This window comes from Pseudomonas sp. S3E12, from assembly GCF_001702295.1.
GTDB lineage: Bacteria > Pseudomonadota > Gammaproteobacteria > Pseudomonadales > Pseudomonadaceae > Aquipseudomonas > Aquipseudomonas marginalis.
In genome coordinates, this window is sequence record NZ_MBDT01000032.1 from 300,569 (window position 1) to 316,468 (window position 15,900).

Consider the following 15,900-nt stretch of genomic DNA (forward strand, 5'->3'; position numbering starts at 1 on the left):
TCACTTCGGTGGCGTGGCGTCTAATTGATCCCACATCTTTCTGTTGATTTTTTGCCGATTGGCATAGCCCGCCCACGGGTCTTCCTTCAAGCCTTGCAAACGTTCCAGCAGATTGGCCACCGTCCATTGCTGGGCACTGCGCAAGCCTTTGAACTCTTCACGACTTACCGGTACCGACACGGGCAAGCCCGGCCGTGCGCGTACCGAATAGGCCGCCACTGTGCTGGCGCCACGGGCATTGCGCAGGTAATCGATGAAGATCTTGCCTACGCGGTTTTTTGGCCCGGAGGTGGCGGTAAAACGCTCGGGCAACTGCCGGGCCATGAACTGGGCGATGGCTTTGGCAAAGGCTTTTACCGTGTCCCAGCCATCCCGCCGCGCCAACGGTATGACCAGGTGCAAGCCTTTGCCGCCGCTGGTCTTGACGAAGGCTTCCAACCCCAGCTCGTCGAGTACCGACAAGGTGAGCTGAGCGGCTTCCAGCATGGTTTTCCAGGGCAGCGCCGGGTCCGGGTCAAGGTCCAGCACAAACAGGTCCGGGGTTTCGATCTTGTCCGAAGTGGCGCCCCAGGTATGCAGTTCGAGGGTGCCCATTTGCACGGCCCCAACCAGCGCTTTCGTCGTGTCGATCTCCATCAGGCGCGCATGGCCTGGGTCCAGTGCCGGGTCCAGTTGCTTGATGTTCGGAATCGCCAGGCGCTCCGAGTGCTTCTGGAAGAACTGCTCGCCCTCGATGCCTTCCGGAGCCCTGAGCAGGGACACGGGGCGATGGCGCAGGAAGGGCAGGATCCATTCGCTGATGCCTTCGTAGAACTGCGCCAATTGCTGTTTCTGCGTGCCGCTTTGCGGGTCGATGACGCGGTCGGGGTGAGTGATCGTCACCCCGCTGGCCTTGCATGCCGCCGATGCTTTCAGGGTTTTGGCCGCGCGGGGCTGCTCCTGAATGACCTGCGCGGCGGGTTTGTCCGTGCGCAAGCCCATGAACGCTGCCTGGCGTACCACACCCTCTCGGGTCCATTGGGCAAACTGCACCTCACCGACCAGCGTCGGCTCTACCCAATGCACGCCGCGCGCCTGGGTGCCGGTCAGCGGTTTTGCCAGGGGCGACGCCGTGCGTTCCAAAGGCTTGAGCCGGGCATGGATGTTTTTCAGTGAGGCCTGGTCGAACCCGGTACCCACGCGCCCGGCATAGACCAGCGCGCCATCGGCATGGACGGCCAGCAGCAGCGCACCAAAACCGCTGCGTGATCCCTGGGGGCGTGTGTAGCCGACGATCACGAACTCCTGGCGCAGGCGGCATTTGAGCTTGATCCAATCGGTACTTCGACTGGAGACGTAGGGGCTGCCCTTACGCTTGCCTATCACGCCTTCCAACGCCAGCTCGCATGCGCTTTCGACGATATCGCGCTGGTTGGCGGCAAATGCTTCGGAAAAACGCAGCAGTTTGCTGCGGCTGCCGGACAAGGCGTCTTTGAGCGCGGCGCGTCGCTCCTCCAGTGGCGCCTGGCGTTGATCGCTGCCGTTTAAAAACGGTGCGTCGAACAGGTAGTAGACGATGTCCAGGCTGCGGCCGAGCTCAAAGGCATTTTGCAGTGCCTGGAAGTCCGGCAGGCCGTCGTCATTAAGGCTGACCATCTCGCCATCGAGCCAGCTGTCCTTGAGCTTCAGGGCCTGCAGGGCCTTGACCTGGCGTGGCAGGCGCTCGGTCCAGTCATGGCCATTGCGGGTAAACAGGCGTACCTCGCCGCCGCGGATGCGGGCGAGCATGCGGTAACCATCGAACTTGATCTCGTAGTGCCAGTCGCCTTCGGGCGCGCGGTCTACCAGGGTTGCCAGTTGCGGGGCGAATTGTTCGGGGAGGGCGGTTGCCCGCTTCTGTGGTTTGGCGCGAGGCTTGGCCTTGGGTTCACCGACCGAGGCGTCACTGAGGACGCTCTTTGGCTGGGCCTGGACAATATCGTATTCGGCGGCGGGGCGGGCCTGCTGGTCTTTTTCCTTGATCAGCAGCCACTGCTCCTTGTCGCCGCTGCCCTTGAGGCGCGTACGTACCAGCGCCCAGTCACCGGAGAGCTTTTCACCGACCAGGGTAAATTTGAGTTTGCCGGCGGCATAGGCCTTGTGCGGGTCGTCATGGGGTTGCCAGATGCCGCGGTCCCACACGATCACATCGCCGGCGCCGTACTGGCCGGCCGGGATGCTGCCCTCGAAACCGCCATAGCTCAGGGGATGATCTTCAACGTGCACGGCCAGGCGTTTCTGGCTCGGGTCCAGGCTCGGCCCCTTGGGCACTGCCCAACTGAGCAGCACCCCGTCAAGCTCAAGACGGAAGTCATAGTGCAGGTTGCGCGCGTCGTGCTTCTGGATCACGAAGCTCAGGGCCGATGCCTTGGGCTTACGACCCGGTGCGCGGCCTGATGGCTCGGCGGTGACCTCGAAATCGCGTTTACGGTTGTATTCGCTCAGGGGCTTGGCCATGTGGTTCTCCCGCATACGTCAGGCTCAAGAGGCCTTTTTGCCGGCTTTTTTCGCGGCCGGTTTTTTCGTCGTCGGCTTGCCGGCCAGGCTGCGCTTGAGCAGCTCGGTCAGGTCGATCACATCGGCCGACTTGCGTTCCTCGCTGCCTTCCTGGGATTCGACGTCTTCGATCTTGCCGGCCTTGGCTTTCTTCGCCACCAGCGCCATGATCTTTTCCTGGAAACTGTCGCGATAGTCCTCGGGCTGCCAGTCTGCGCTCATGTCTTCCACCAGGCGCTTGGCCATGTCCAGCTCGCCCTTGGCCAGGCTGGGTTTGGTCACCTCGCTGGGCAGTTCCAGTTCATCCAGGCTGCGCACTTCAGCCGGCCAGCGCAGCATCACCAGCACCAGCGCCGACTCCAGGGGCATCAGTGCCGCCAGGTGTTGCTTGGTGTGCAACACCACATTGGCCAGGGCGACCTTGCGGGTTTTCTTCAATGTTTCGCGCAGCAGTGCGTAGACTTTGCCACCACGTTTATCCGGGGCCAGGAAGTAGGGCGTGTCGATGTTCTGCAACGGAATCTGGTCGCTGGCGACAAACGCGATGATTTCGATGGTCTGGGTCGACTTGGGGTGGGCCGAGCGGATCTCATCTTCGCTGAGTACCACATAGCGGCCTTTCTCAAACGCTACGCCCTTGACGATATTCTCCTTGGTGACCTCCTTGCCGGTGGCCTTGTTGATGCGCTTGTAGCCCACCGGGTCCATGCTGCGCTTGTCCAGCCAGTCGAAGTCCACGCCCTGGGCGGAGGTGGCCGAGACCAGCGATACCGGAATATGAACCAGGCCGAAACTGATGGCGCCTTTCCAGATTGCCCGTGGCATACGTGCGATTCCTTAAGAAGAAGCTGTGTTCGGGTGACTCGACGGCAGCGTGAAAAGTTTCCCCGGGCAGATGCGCGGACAGATCGTGTTACACCTGATGAGAAACTATTTAGTTACGAAAGCCGAACCCAGGGCGTAGCGTGGTATCGAAAGCACGTACTCCTCGCCCCAGAGAGGCTTTGTCATGAACAGCTGCGTGCGTCATCTCGCGGTGCTGGTGCTAGGCCTGGCACTTGGGCCAGTTGCCCTCGCGCAAAACCTGCCCGGCAGAAGCGATTCCAATAACGGCCCGATCCACCGGGCCAATCCCAACAGCATGCAGGGCACCCAACCCAATACGCCGGCGGTGCGCGGTATTCAGACCGTGCCGACGCCGCGCACACCGACCCTGGAAAACGGTGGTATCGGCAATCGCTATCCGCAACGCGATGCGGCCCCCAGCCGTCCAGCCACCGACTCCAAAGCCCCCACCTATGATGCCAACGGCAATCGCCGGTAAGGACGCTGTCTTATGTTGATACGCAAAACCCTGCTCGCCACCCTGTGCGCCACCACGCTGCTTGCGCAGACGGCCGTTTATGCCGCCGATGGGCAGCAGTTCCCCAGTGAACAAGGCAGCATCACCGCGACCCCGATCGTCAAAGGCCTCGATCACCCGTGGGCCGTGGCGTTTTTACCCGACCAGCAAGGGTTCCTGGTGACCGAGCGTCCGGGGCGCCTGCGCTTTGTCAGTCCGGACGGCAAGCTGTCTGCGCCGTTGACCGGCGTGCCCGAGGTGTGGGCCAAGGGGCAGGGCGGTTTGCTCGATGTGGTGCTGTCGCCGGACTTCAAGCAGGACCGCATGGTCTACCTGACGTACGCCGAAGGCGGCGGCAAGGGCGGCACGGCCGGCACCGCTGTGGGTCGCGGGCGCCTGGCGCCGGACCTGAGTGGCTTGACCGATTTCAACGTGATCCTGCGCCAGGAGCCGAAACTCTCCACCGGCAACCACTTCGGTTCGCGCCTGGCCTTCGACCGCGATGGCTACCTGTTCGTGACCCTGGGGGAAAACAACGACCGCCCGACCGCCCAGGACCTCGACAAGCTGCAGGGCAAAGTCGTACGGATCTACCCGGATGGCCGCGTGCCCGATGACAACCCGTTTGTCGGTCAAGCCGGGGTACGTCCCGAGATCTGGTCCTACGGCCAGCGCAATCCGCAAGGGCTGGCGCTGAACCCATGGAGTGGCACGCTCTGGGAAAACGAACACGGGCCGCGCGGCGGTGATGAAATCAACATTATCGAGCGGGGCAAGAACTACGGCTGGCCGCTGGCGACTCACGGCATCAACTATTCGCTCACACCGATTCCCGAGGCCAAGGGCAAGACCGCAGAAGGCACCGTGGCGCCCCACCATGTGTGGGAGAAATCACCGGCTATCAGTGGCATGGCCTTCTACGACGCCGACCGGTTCAAGGCGTGGCAGCACAACGTGTTCATCGGTGCGCTGGCCAGCCAGGAACTGATTCGTCTGCAGTTCGATGGCGATAAGGTTATCCATGAGGAGCGCTTGCTGGGCGGCTTGAAGGCACGCATTCGCGATGTGCGGCAGGGGCCGGATGGCTTTCTGTATGTGCTGACGGATGAGGACGATGGCGTGCTGTATCGAGTGGGCCTCAATCAGGATTGAGCAATGAGCCGCAAGCTTGAAGTTTCAAGCTTGCGGCTTCAGTCAAAGCCCGAGTTCGGACAACCCCGGATGCTCATCCGGGCGCCGTCCCAGCGGCCAGTGGAACTTGCGTTCGCTCTCCTTGATCGGCAGGTCGTTGATGCAGGCAAAACGATTGGCCATCAGGCCATTCTCGTCGAACTCCCAGTTCTCATTGCCATAGGAGCGGAACCAGTTACCCGAGTCGTCGTGCCATTCGTAGGCATAGCGCACGGCGATGCGGTTGTCGGTAAAGGCCCATAGCTCCTTGATCAGCCGATAATCCAGCTCCCTGGCCCATTTGCGCGTGAGAAAGCCCTTGGCCTCTTCGCGGTTATGGGCGAATTCGGCACGGTTACGCCAGTGCGTGTCCAGGGTATAAGCCAGCGACACCCGGTGCGGGTCGCGGGAATTCCAGCCGTCTTCGGCCAGGCGCACTTTTTCAATCGCCGATTCACGGGTAAACGGCGGCAAGGGCGGACGTGTTTCTGCGGTAGATGACATCAGGCGGCTCCTCAAAACCATACAGCGTTATCGAAAGTTGCCAGGCGGGTGCGTTCACAGTCCCAATAACGTTCGCGCCATGCATTGCGCATTATCAGCGGCTGTTGAATCACCCATGACCAGGGCAACGGTAATGGCGCCATCGATCAGGATCAGCAGTTGCGCGGCCTGCCGTTCGGGGTCGGGGGTACCATGTGCTTGGCACAGTTCGAGTGCGTACTCGAACAGTTTCTGTTTATGGGCCTTGGCCAGCAGGCGAACCGGGTCGTGCGGGTCGCCGGTTTCGCCACTGGTGTTGATAAAGGCGCAGCCGCGAAAATCCGCCGAGCCGAACCAGGCCTTGAGCGCGTCGAACAGCGCGAGCAAGCGTGCGCCGCTGCCATCGACGCGCTCCACCTCGCCGCGCAGCCAGTGCATCCAGCGCTCGTCACGGCGCTGCAGGGCCGCGATCACCAGCTCATCTTTATTGGCGAAGTAACGGTAAATACTTTTTCGCGAGACGCCGGCGGTTTTCACCAGGAAGTCCATGCCGGTGGCGGCGATGCCGTGGCGATAGATCAACTTCTCGGTGACGTCGAGGATAATGTCGCGGGTTTCATTCTGGGTCATGTCGTTCATGGCTGCTAAAGTAGAACGATCGTTCTTCTTGGTCAACAGGAATTTTACTCTCTGCCACTGCGAGACCTGAGCACCCCCATGGTGTAAGCTCGGGACCTCTTCGGATTCGACCCATTGCGAGCCTTATGCCGTCGTTCTTCAAACGCTCCCTGTTGCCCAAGCTGCGCGGTTTTCCCCTGACTCCCGACGCCATTGACGTGCTGTCCGGCGCTGATGCGTTCCGTCGCTGCCTGCTGGAGAATATTGCCCAGGCCACCCGCCGTATCTACATCGTCGCGTTGTACCTGCAGCAGGACGAGGCAGGGCAGGAGATCTACGACGCCCTGCACGCCGCCAAGGCTGCACGGCCGGAGTTGGACATCGTGGTGGTGGTCGACTGGCTGCGCGCCCAGCGCGGGCTGATCGGCGCCGGCAAGCAACCGGGCAACAGCGCCTGGTACCAGGCCATGACGCAGCGCCATGCCAGTGAAGTGCCGGTGTACGGCGTACCGGTGCAAACCCGCGAGCTGTTCGGCGTGCTGCACCTCAAGGGCTTTGTGATCGATGACAGTGTGCTGTACAGCGGTGCCAGCCTGAACAACGTGTACCTGCACAAGTTCGATAAATACCGCTTCGACCGTTACCACCTGATCCACAGCCAGCCCCTGGCGGATTCCATGCAGCACTTGGTGGAACACGGCCTGGTGGCCTCCAAGGCCGTGCACCGCCTCGACCTGCCGAACCCGCCGACCACCCGCAGCCTGCGCAACGACATCGGCGACCTGCGCAGCCGGCTCAAGCACGCGGCCTACGACACCACGGCAGGGCAGTTGCCCAACGGCCACCTGTCTGTCAGCCCGTTGCTCGGCGTGGGCAAGAACAACCCGTTGAACCGCGTGATTCTCGAACTGATCGCCAGTGCCCGGCATCAACTGACCATCTGCACGCCGTACTTCAACCTGCCGCTGCCGGTGACCCGCGAAATCAACCGCGCCCTGGCGCGCGGGGTGAAGGTCGACATCATCGTCGGCGACAAGACCGCCAACGATTTCTACATCCCGCCCAGCGAACCCTTCAAGGTGATCTCGGCACTGCCGTACCTGTACGAAATCAGCCTGCGCCGCTTTGCCAAGCGTCATCAACCGGTGATCGACAGCGGCCAGTTGAACCTGCATCTGTGGCGCGACGGCGACAACACCTACCACCTCAAGGGCATGTGGGTCGATCAGCGCTACACCTTGCTCACCGGCAACAACCTCAACCCACGGGCGTTTCGTCTCGACCTGGAAAACGCCTTGCTCGTCGATGACCCCCAAGGCCAGTGGCTGGAGCCGCGACGCACGGAGCTGGCGCAGATTTTCCAGCACACCACGCGGATCGAGCGTTACCAGGATTTGCAAACCCTGGTGGATTATCCCGAGGCCGTCGGCAAGTTTTTGCGCCGGGTCAGCCGTGTACGAATCGAGCGGTTGTTGTACCGAATTCTCTAGTAACGGGTGCGTTGCGGCAGGCTCGATGTGTTGAGACTTTGCCTCTGCAGCGTCTTTGGCGTGTGCTGTACGTTGTCTATTGACTGTTCTAAGGGACGAGAACTCTCGCCGTTCAATTGGCCAGGGGTTAATAGATATGTACACCACTCGATTCAGCAGTACTGTCCCGGCGCTCAGTGAGTTTCAGGCGCCCTCCCAGGCGGCGGTGTTGCACCCTGTCGCGGTCCCTGACAGCCGGTCCCAACGTGCTGTATCCGATACCGTAACGTCACGGCGCAATTTCCCCAGCGCCGCTGTCGCGGATACCACGTTGCACAAACGGCTGGTTCAGTGGCTGACCACGGGCAGTCCGCCCGAAAACCTCATCCCGCCCAATGCGTCCATCGCCCCCTTTCTCCAGCTATACAACGCCGCAATCACTGAACCGGCCGTGCAAGCCTGGTTTGAAGCCAAGGGGTTGAAGCTATCGACCGTGCGCGTGTTTCGAGATTCGGTGGCAGGCATGGTGACGCGTGAGGGCAAGGATACCTTTGAGCGGTTTACATTAACGGATGGTTCGGGCTGGTGGGAGGTCAGTACCAAGATCCACGCCATCCAGCAGGTTCTTTCTCCCAATGACTTGGGGGTGCCAGTTGCTATGAGCCCGACTCAAAGTGCAGTGCCGCGTGACGTAGTGCTGGATTTCTACGGCGTAAGGCCGCCGCTCAATGAGCGGGCCGCGGCGGCATTGGGCACACAACTCAAGCGCGAGGGATGGCCCGCGATTTCTTCCTCCTTGCGTGATCAGTGGGAGAAACAGTTCAAGCGCCTGCTGCAACAGGACGATGATCAGGCAGTGCGCAGGCAATTGGTTGGCCAATTGCAGCCGATAATCGAGGGCAAGGAGGGCGGTGAATCACTCAAGCTGGATGATCATACGGTCTCCATTGCGAGGGGATCGACCCTGGATCAACTCAGCCAAGAGCCACGAAAGCAGTTCAATGCCTTTCTGGCGACGCCGACCTTCCAGGATTTCCTGGCGAACGTGGGGGACGCGGGAGAGGGCCGCGCATACCGGTTGTCCGAGGGGGCCCTGCAGATACGCAACGCTGCCGGTCAATGGCAATCGCTGCAGGCGTATTTCGACGAGGAAATCCAGAAAACCCTGGCCACCGGCAGCGAAGAAGCACAACAGTCGGCTCGCCAGATGAACGCGTATCTCGATGATTTGCTGCGCATGAGTGGCAAGACCGGAAACGCCCTGTACAGCACTCGCACCTATGACGCGCGGCAGGCGTTGGCGTTTTATGCCCCTGATGCGCCGCAGACGGTGAGTGACGTGCGTGCCACATTGAGTTGGTTCAATACGTCGTTCCCGCCGCCGCTGTCGGCAGGCGATTATGCGGTCATGCTGCCCTATGAGCAGAGCGTGGGTGCCGCGTTGTCGGCCGATGATCGCGAGGTGTTGAAAGGCATGGCGCCAGCGGTGGTGGCATTGCTTGGACGCTTTACCGGCTCCAGTGTGGTCGAGCAATCGCCCCATGATCCGGACCGCCGTCTTGCCGACTTTTTCGATTCGCCACCCTGCATCGCCAAGGCCGACGAATTGGCCAAGCGCCTGAAGCTTTACGCCGTGGCCGACGGTCAGCCCTTGAGTAAAGCCAAGCGCCATCAACTCCTGGCGGCGGCGCTGAAGCTGAGTGTGAACGCTCCAGTGCCGGGCCGGCCAGGCGTAGTGGCCGGGTATTGGCTTTACCAGCCAGGCAACCTGGGCCGCACGCTCAAGGATGTGCGCCAGGACGTGGAAAAACACCTGGAAAGCAAGGGGGTCGATGCCACGCTGTCGTCCCTGTTCGCCCACCTGTTCCTGGCCCAGTCTGCACCGGAGATGCTGATCAAGGCCGATCCGGGTGTGCCGACGGAGGCCGCGCAGGCCTTCAACCGTGACCCGCAAAGCATCAAGATCGGCTCCACCGGCTGGCTGGAAATGCGCCTGGGCTGCGCAATAGCCGATGCACTGTCCGGCGCGGGCAGTTCGCGATTGATGAACCTTACGCAAATCATGGCACTCGCGCGCCTTGACGCGGGTGGTGCCACACAAGAGGCGCTGCTCAAGATCCTGGCGACCAGGCCCTTGTTGGACTGGGCGGTCATGACCGGCATTTTCCCCATGACCCACGACAACCAATATTCTCCAGGGGATTATCAGGCCGCGACACAGGCCTTTACCGCGCGGGAGAAGCAGATCCGCGAGGCCTTCAGCACACTGACGAAAGAACCGCCGACTCAGCGCAGCTTGCTGATCGAGCGGCTGCTGTCGTTGTTCCCGGAAATGACCGCCGATGAACTGCGTGGATTCAGGCTTGAACTGGACACGGACGTGCCTTTTGAACCTCGCCAGCATGCGCATCTGGAATCCCGTCGGCCGTTGCTGACCGATGTCATTCTGACGGAGCAGGTTCGCGATGACCCGTTGCTGGCCGTCGATCATTGGCTCAATGCACGGATCAATGGGGAGCGACGCTACCGGTTCATCCATCCCAGGATTTCCCAGGCAACGTTCGAGGCGCGCATCCGGCAGGTGCCAGAGATCGCCCCATTGGTGGCGGCCGCCGTCGATCAGCACATTGCCGATACCCGCGTGGCTCAGGCTACTGCGCTGAAACTGATGATTGCCCAGTTGCCCGCGCAGGAACGCCTGGCGCTTGAGTCAGGCAACATAGAGTTTTTCACCGTACGCCAGGAAACCGGGGAAGCCCTGGAGGACGATCAGGGCCCTGACTCCAAGGTCGACGAACACTGTGGCAAGCATGGCCTGCTGCTGCGTTATGAAACGGGCGCGGTCGAGCCAAGGTTCGGTTACTACGAGGTGTTCCCGCGATCAATGCAGATGGTCAAGCGCACCGATTTGCCTTATCGATTGAAACTCGATGGTGCCGTCGAAGAAGGCCGCAAGCCCCACGGGCCATTTGCTTATGTGCGCAGGCCGTTCCGGCTTGGGACTGAGCAAGCCTTCGATGTAGAGGCCTACCGTTCAGGTTCGCTGCCGCGTGCGGGTGCCAAATCGAAGGTGATTATCGAGAAAGTACCCACAGAACTGCCGCCGACGCCGCAGCTACGCCCTGGGGATAGGGCGATCCGGCGTGTGCCCGATACCTTTGCTTCAACCAAAACCCAGCAAATTGTCAGCGCTTTGCTGGCCCACAGCTTTGACGGCAAGCGTGCGACGCTGATTGAGTTTGCCAACCAGCCCCCGGGTTTACAGAGCCGACGCACCTATCCGTTTACCTCCGGCACTCAGCTGTTCAACGCCGAGAACGCCCGTATGATGCTGAGCCTGATCCCGTTTGTGGGGGCGATTTCAGATGTTGCACACGGCAATGTAAAGGATGGACTCAAGGGCTTGCTGATTGATTTCGCGTCGTTCGCCGCCACAGGGGGGCTGAGTGGGGTGAGCCGATTTTTGCGCGGCGTAAAAAAGCTGGTGCTGTTCAATGGCAAGTCATTCAGCCTGCCAGGGCTCAAAGGCACCGCACCGTTGCTGCGTAGCCTGTTCAATCCCCTGGACGGTACGATTGACGTGTTCAAATCCGGGTCGAAAACCGTTGATGCGCTACGCAAAATCAGGAACGGTGAAGTCGCTCGCCTGGCGCCCGGTCTCTATATGCCGACCACGGCATTCGAGAAGTGTCGTTGGGCGGTGGGCGTACAAGGTTGCCTCTTCCCGGGAGGCATTCGATCATTCAAGGCTGTGTCGGGCGCTCGAACAGGCAACGTGGGGGATCTTGAAGTCCAGGCGATCCAGAAAAACGCCGGGTGGTATGTGATCAATCCCAGCTCTGGCGAGCCTGAGGGTGCACCCTTGAAGCATTTCAGGGTTCGGGACTGATAGGGGCCGCCCAGGCTCGCTGCGAGCCTGGACAGCCACGGATCAGTTCAGGCCCAGCTTGCCACGCAGGGTCGACAGGTCTTCGGCCAGGGTGTTGACCGGACCCACCAGTGCCTTGCGGTCGTTTTCCTTGACCTTGTCATAGGTCTCGAAGCCGCCGTCCTTGGTCTTGTACTTGGCCAGGATCTTGTCCACGCTGGCGAAGTTCTTGTCGACCTTGGCCAGGAAGGCCTTGTCCTGTTTCTCGATCTGGCCACGGAACAGGTCGACGATTTTCTTCGCGCCGTCGATGTTGCCCTGGAAGTCATACAGGTCGGTGTGGCTATAGCGGTCTTCTTCACCGGAGATCTTGGTGGCGGCGACTTCTTCCAGCAGCGCCGCAGCACCGCCGACAACTTTCTCCGGCGGGAAAGTCAGGCCATCGACACGGGTTTTCAGGTCGTTGACGTCGGTGTTGAGCTTGGCCGTCAGGGCTTCCAGGCCTTTGGTAGTGTTCTGGGAGAACAGCGCGTACTCGATGCGGTGGAAACCGGTGAAGTCTTCGGCGGTCACGCCTTTTTCGTGGTCATCGACACGGGAGTCAATCGACGCATCCAGGTCGCTGAACAGCTCGGCGATCGGTTCGATGGACTCATAGTGCACGCGGGTCGGCGCGTAGAGCTTCTTGGCGGTGGCCAGGTCGCCTTGGTTGATGGCGTCGGTGAACGCCTGGGTCTGGGTGACCAGCTCGCCGATTTCTTCGGTGACGTAGATCTTGTAGTCCGACACCGGGCCTACCAGGTCCAACGGCGCGGTAGCGGCAAACGCTGCCAGCGGCGAAAGGGTCATTAACAACGACAACGCGATAGTCGACTTCTTCATGGGACGTTTTCCGCTCTGGTTTGTTTTAGGTGTGGGCAGTGGTTTGAGGAGGTGTAGCAGCGAGCAGCGTGCGCCCGATGAAATCCTTGGGTCCCGTGACCCCCGGCAAGGTGAAGAAGTACCCGCCGCCGACCGGCTTGAGGTATTCCTCCAGGGGTTCGCCGTTGAGCCGGGTTTGCACGCTGATAAAGCCTTTCTCCAGGTCAGCCTGGTAGCAGATGAACAACAGCCCCATGTCCAGCTGACCGTTTTTATTGACGCCGTTGGAGTAGTTGAACGGCCGACGCAGGATCAGGTTGGCCTGGGTCTGCGGGGTGCGCGGATTGGCCAGGCGGATATGGGCATCGAGCTTGGTCAGCTTGCCTTCCGGGTCCTTGCTGTAGTCGGGCACCTGGGATTCTTTCTGGCCATCCATGGGGGCGCCGCTGGTCTTCACGCGGCCGATGATGCTTTCCTGCTCCTGCAGGGGCGTGCGGTCCCAGCGCTCAACGAAGTTGCGGATGATGCGCACCGCCTGGTAGCTGCCATGGGCCGCCCAGCCGGGTTCGTCGCTGCCGGGTTGGACCCACACAATCTGGTCCATGGCCTTGTTGTCGTTGGAGTTCGGGTTGGCCGAGCCGTCGCGGAAACCCAGGAAGTTGCGCGCGCTTTGTGCCGGTTCGCCGGGCTTGGCCGGTGCCTGGGGCGGCACGCTGCCTTCCTGCTTCCAGCGCACCAGCAGCAGGTCGGGCAGGTTCTTCACGATGTCGCGCAGGGCGTGGATATTGGTGTCCGGGGTGTTGGAGCTGAATTGCAGGCTCAGGTCGCCGTGGCACTGCGCCGGTTCCAGCGCATCGTTGGGGAAGCCCACCATGCGGATCAGGCGCTTGGGTTTGACGGCGGCCAGACCGAAGCGCTCATCGAACAACGATGCGCCGACCGACACGGTGATGGTCAGGTTATCCGGCGTGACCACCGGGCCGAGGATGCCGGAATCGGTGGGCGGCAGCTTCGGGTCGACCTGGGGTACGGTGCCGCCAGTCATCAGGAAGCCGATGCGCTCGTTCAAGGTGCGGAACAGGCGCTCCAGGTCTTCGCGGTCGCTGGCCAGGACGTCGAACGCCACGACCATGCCGCAGGCCGGGCGTGGGGTGACGATGCCGCTCTGGTGCTGGCCGAAAAAATCGTGGTGGTCCTGGGTCTTGTCGCTGCGCGGTGCGGTGGTGACTTGCTCGGCGGCGGCCGCCATGGCCGGGCAGGTCAGTGTGCTGCCGGCGATGGCGGCACCGGTGGCAGCCATGCCCAGGAGGACACGGCGGCGTTGTGCTGAAAACTGTTCTGAATCACTCATGTGTGCGGTCGTCTTCACTGCAGGCCGGAAAGGCCAAGGGCGGGGTCGATTCCATCGAGTGCGGCGGCCAGAGCCTTGGCCTTGTCGGCGATCTGCTTGCGCTGATCGGCGGTAACGCTGTCATACGTGGCGTAGCCCTTGTCGAGCTTGAATCCCTGGAGCTCGGCATCGAAGGCGGCGAGGGCGCTGTCGACTGTCGGCAGCAGGTCGGCGGCGGACTTGGTCAGCAGCGGACGCATCAGCTCGACCACCTTGTGCGCGGCCTCCAGGTTGGCGGCGAAACCATTCAGGTCGACATGGCTGTAGCGCTCTTCTTCACCGCTGATGGCGCGTACATCCGCCAGGCTGTTGAGGTTGCGCACCACGATGCTCACCAGTTGTTCCGGCGGCAGCGACTGCGCCAGCAACTGCTGTTTGAGGCGGGTGATATCGCTCACCAGGCGCTGCGCAATCGGCCCCAGGCCATCAAGGCTGCGTTGCTGGAACAGGCTGTATTCGAGGCGATGGAAGCCGCTGAAGGCTGGGTCTTGCTCACGTTTTTCAAAATAATCGGCACGGGCGTTGATGGCGTTGTCCAGCTCGGCCAGGCGCTGCGAGGCCGGGGCCAGACGTTGGTAAGCTTCACGGGCCGGCACATACAGCGCTTGTGCCTGAGCCAGGTCACCGGCGTCGATCGCCTGTTGCAGGGCGGTCACGGCCTTGACCAGGGCACTGCCCTGGCTGCTCAGGTACACACGAAACTCCGACAGCGGGCCGATAAACGCCACCATCGACGGCTTGGCCTTGGCCTGGGCGTCGGATTCTGCGGTTGGCGTCACATGCAGGGTGCCGCGCGGGTTGCTCAGCAGGCCGCACGTGATCGCATAGTCGCCAGGCAGCAGGTTGGCGTTGATCACCTGGCTCAGGCCGGGGGCGATGTTTTCGCGCTCTTCGACCACCAGCACGCCGTCGAGGATTTCCCACTCTACCGCCCGGTCAGAGCGGTTGATGATGCGAAAGCTCGCCCGGCCGGCCGGCACCGTCAGTGCATTGGGCTCGCAGGCGTGGCCATGGATGGTCACGGCGATTTCATCGTGGTTGGTCTGGCGCTTGCTGGCCGCCAGTTGCGAGGCGTAATAGAACAGGCCACCGGCGGCGATCATCACGACCACCGAGCCGGCCACCGCCCAGCGCAGGGCGCGGGGGGGCGAAGCGGGTTGAGGCGTTGGGTTGGACAAGAGACGGTCCTTACTGGCTGGAAACGGAAGAAGGGCGGGCGGCAGGCTTGGCCGATGCCGCGGGCAGGAAAAACATCACCAGCGCCACCACCAGATAAACCAGATAGGCGCCCAAGGTGCTGATGGTCGGCGCTTCCTGGTAGCCGAACATGCCGGCCAGCACTGAGCCCAGGGGACTGTCCATCGGCAATGCGGCGCTGAAATCGAACAGCACGGTCTGCCAGTGGTTCCACACGCCCGCTTCATGCAGGGCTTGCACCGAATTGGCGAGGATGCCGGCGGCGACCACGAGGATGAACAGGCCGGTCCAGCGGAAAAACGCACCGAGGTTCAGGCGCATGCTGCCGGTGTAGATCAGGAAACCGACGATGATCGCCAGGACCAGGCCGAGCAGGGCGCCAATCGGTGCGCCTGGGCCCTCGCTCTGTTGGAACACGGCCAGCAGGAAGAACACGGTTTCCAGGCCTTCACGAGCGACGGCGAAGAACACCATGAGGATCAATGCCGTGACCTGGTGTTTGGAACCGGTCAACGCCTGATCAAGGGAGGCATGCAGCGAATGCTTGATGGAACGCGCGACCTTGCGCATCCAGAACACCATGGAGCTGAGGATGCCCACGGCGACCAGGCCGACGATGCCCTCGAACAATTCCTGCTGTTTCTGCGGAAACTCGGCACTGACCAGTTCCAGGCCACCGCCCACCAGCAAGGCCAGGGCAGCGGCGAGGAACACGCCGATCCACACCGCCGGCATCCACTGGCCGCGGCCGGTTTGTTGCAGATAACTGGCGATGATGCCGACGATCAGCGCGGCTTCAATGCCTTCGCGCAGCATGATTAAAAAGGGAACAAGCATCGGGCACCGCAGCTTAAGTAGATAGGAAGCTAAGTTGTAACATAATGATACTCATTGCTAAACAGGAAAACTTGACGTTTGCTGAACAATGGCTGAACGGTGGTGGCGAATCGCAAGCCACCTTATGATGCGCGGCATCGATAGCGCCGCC

Annotated in this window: 12 protein-coding genes; 4 read left to right on the forward strand and 8 right to left on the reverse strand. The window is 61.6% G+C overall.

What is annotated here, in order from left to right:
• The gene (gene ligD, locus BB029_RS25795; protein ID WP_065941754.1) at positions 1-2,475 is read right to left on the reverse strand and encodes a DNA ligase D; all 2,475 of its coding nucleotides are present in this window, start codon (positions 2,473-2,475) and stop codon (positions 1-3) included.
• A 24-nt stretch (positions 2,476-2,499) separates the two neighbouring features.
• Positions 2,500-3,339: a Ku protein gene (locus BB029_RS25800; RefSeq protein ID WP_065941331.1), complete on the reverse strand. Its 840-nt coding sequence runs from the start codon at positions 3,337-3,339 to the stop codon at positions 2,500-2,502.
• Between the two features lie 184 nt (positions 3,340-3,523).
• On the opposite strand from BB029_RS25800, the gene BB029_RS25805 reads away from it, so the two are divergent.
• Complete coding sequence (locus BB029_RS25805; RefSeq protein ID WP_065941332.1) at positions 3,524-3,838, forward strand: hypothetical protein; 315 nt, start codon at positions 3,524-3,526, stop codon at positions 3,836-3,838.
• A gap of 12 nt (positions 3,839-3,850) precedes the next feature.
• Entirely contained in the window at positions 3,851-5,008 is a 1,158-nt protein-coding gene (locus BB029_RS25810) for a PQQ-dependent sugar dehydrogenase (protein ID WP_065941333.1), read from the forward strand.
• Positions 5,009-5,050: 42 nt separating this feature from the next.
• On the opposite strand, the gene BB029_RS25815 is transcribed toward BB029_RS25810, so the two are convergent.
• Both BB029_RS25815 and BB029_RS25820 read right to left on the reverse strand, forming a co-directional pair.
• The gene (locus BB029_RS25815) at positions 5,051-5,530 is read right to left on the reverse strand and encodes a nuclear transport factor 2 family protein (RefSeq protein WP_065941334.1); all 480 of its coding nucleotides are present in this window, start codon (positions 5,528-5,530) and stop codon (positions 5,051-5,053) included.
• Positions 5,531-5,584: 54 nt separating this feature from the next.
• Entirely contained in the window at positions 5,585-6,148 is a 564-nt protein-coding gene (locus tag BB029_RS25820; RefSeq protein WP_065941335.1) for a TetR/AcrR family transcriptional regulator, read from the reverse strand.
• Positions 6,149-6,273: 125 nt separating this feature from the next.
• On the opposite strand from BB029_RS25820, the gene pssA reads away from it, so the two are divergent.
• Positions 6,274-7,617, forward strand: a complete 1,344-nt coding sequence (pssA, locus tag BB029_RS25825) for a CDP-diacylglycerol--serine O-phosphatidyltransferase (protein WP_065941336.1) — start codon at positions 6,274-6,276, stop codon at positions 7,615-7,617.
• Positions 7,618-7,825: 208 nt separating this feature from the next.
• Positions 7,826-11,485: a hypothetical protein gene (locus BB029_RS25830; protein ID WP_256558436.1), complete on the forward strand. Its 3,660-nt coding sequence runs from the start codon at positions 7,826-7,828 to the stop codon at positions 11,483-11,485.
• A gap of 42 nt (positions 11,486-11,527) precedes the next feature.
• Here the strand turns inward: BB029_RS25830 and efeO (BB029_RS25835) are convergent, their stop codons facing one another.
• Genes efeO (BB029_RS25835) through efeU form a run of 4 tightly spaced genes read right to left on the reverse strand, consistent with a single transcriptional unit; the run spans position 11,528 to position 15,749 of the window.
• Positions 11,528-12,346 carry an iron uptake system protein EfeO gene (gene efeO, locus BB029_RS25835; RefSeq protein WP_065941337.1) on the reverse strand — a complete coding sequence of 273 codons (819 nt, stop codon included), beginning with the start codon at positions 12,344-12,346 and terminating at the stop codon, positions 11,528-11,530.
• Positions 12,347-12,371: 25 nt separating this feature from the next.
• Entirely contained in the window at positions 12,372-13,676 is a 1,305-nt protein-coding gene (gene efeB / locus BB029_RS25840) for an iron uptake transporter deferrochelatase/peroxidase subunit (protein WP_065941756.1), read from the reverse strand.
• 14 nt (positions 13,677-13,690) lie between these two features.
• A complete protein-coding gene (gene efeO / locus BB029_RS25845; RefSeq protein ID WP_065941338.1) occupies positions 13,691-14,893 on the reverse strand; it encodes an iron uptake system protein EfeO in 1,203 nt (400 codons plus the stop codon).
• 10 nt (positions 14,894-14,903) lie between these two features.
• Positions 14,904-15,749: an iron uptake transporter permease EfeU gene (gene efeU / locus BB029_RS25850; RefSeq protein WP_065941339.1), complete on the reverse strand. Its 846-nt coding sequence runs from the start codon at positions 15,747-15,749 to the stop codon at positions 14,904-14,906.
• Between the last annotated feature and the right edge of the window lie 151 nt (positions 15,750-15,900).

Excerpts from the sequence above, each read along its gene's own strand:
- ligD (WP_065941754.1), bottom strand. The coding sequence starts at position 2,475 with ATGGCCAAGCCCCTGAGCGAATACAACCGTAAACGCGATTTCGAGGTC.
- BB029_RS25800 (WP_065941331.1), bottom strand. The coding sequence starts at position 3,339 with ATGCCACGGGCAATCTGGAAAGGCGCCATCAGTTTCGGCCTGGTTCAT.
- BB029_RS25805 (WP_065941332.1), top strand. The coding sequence starts at position 3,524 with ATGAACAGCTGCGTGCGTCATCTCGCGGTGCTGGTGCTAGGCCTGGCA.
- BB029_RS25810 (WP_065941333.1), top strand. The coding sequence starts at position 3,851 with ATGTTGATACGCAAAACCCTGCTCGCCACCCTGTGCGCCACCACGCTG.
- BB029_RS25815 (WP_065941334.1), bottom strand. The coding sequence starts at position 5,530 with ATGTCATCTACCGCAGAAACACGTCCGCCCTTGCCGCCGTTTACCCGT.
- BB029_RS25820 (WP_065941335.1), bottom strand. The coding sequence starts at position 6,148 with ATGAACGACATGACCCAGAATGAAACCCGCGACATTATCCTCGACGTC.
- pssA (WP_065941336.1), top strand. The coding sequence starts at position 6,274 with ATGCCGTCGTTCTTCAAACGCTCCCTGTTGCCCAAGCTGCGCGGTTTT.
- efeO (WP_065941337.1), bottom strand. The coding sequence starts at position 12,346 with ATGAAGAAGTCGACTATCGCGTTGTCGTTGTTAATGACCCTTTCGCCG.
- efeB (WP_065941756.1), bottom strand. The coding sequence starts at position 13,676 with ATGAGTGATTCAGAACAGTTTTCAGCACAACGCCGCCGTGTCCTCCTG.
- efeU (WP_065941339.1), bottom strand. The coding sequence starts at position 15,749 with ATGCTTGTTCCCTTTTTAATCATGCTGCGCGAAGGCATTGAAGCCGCG.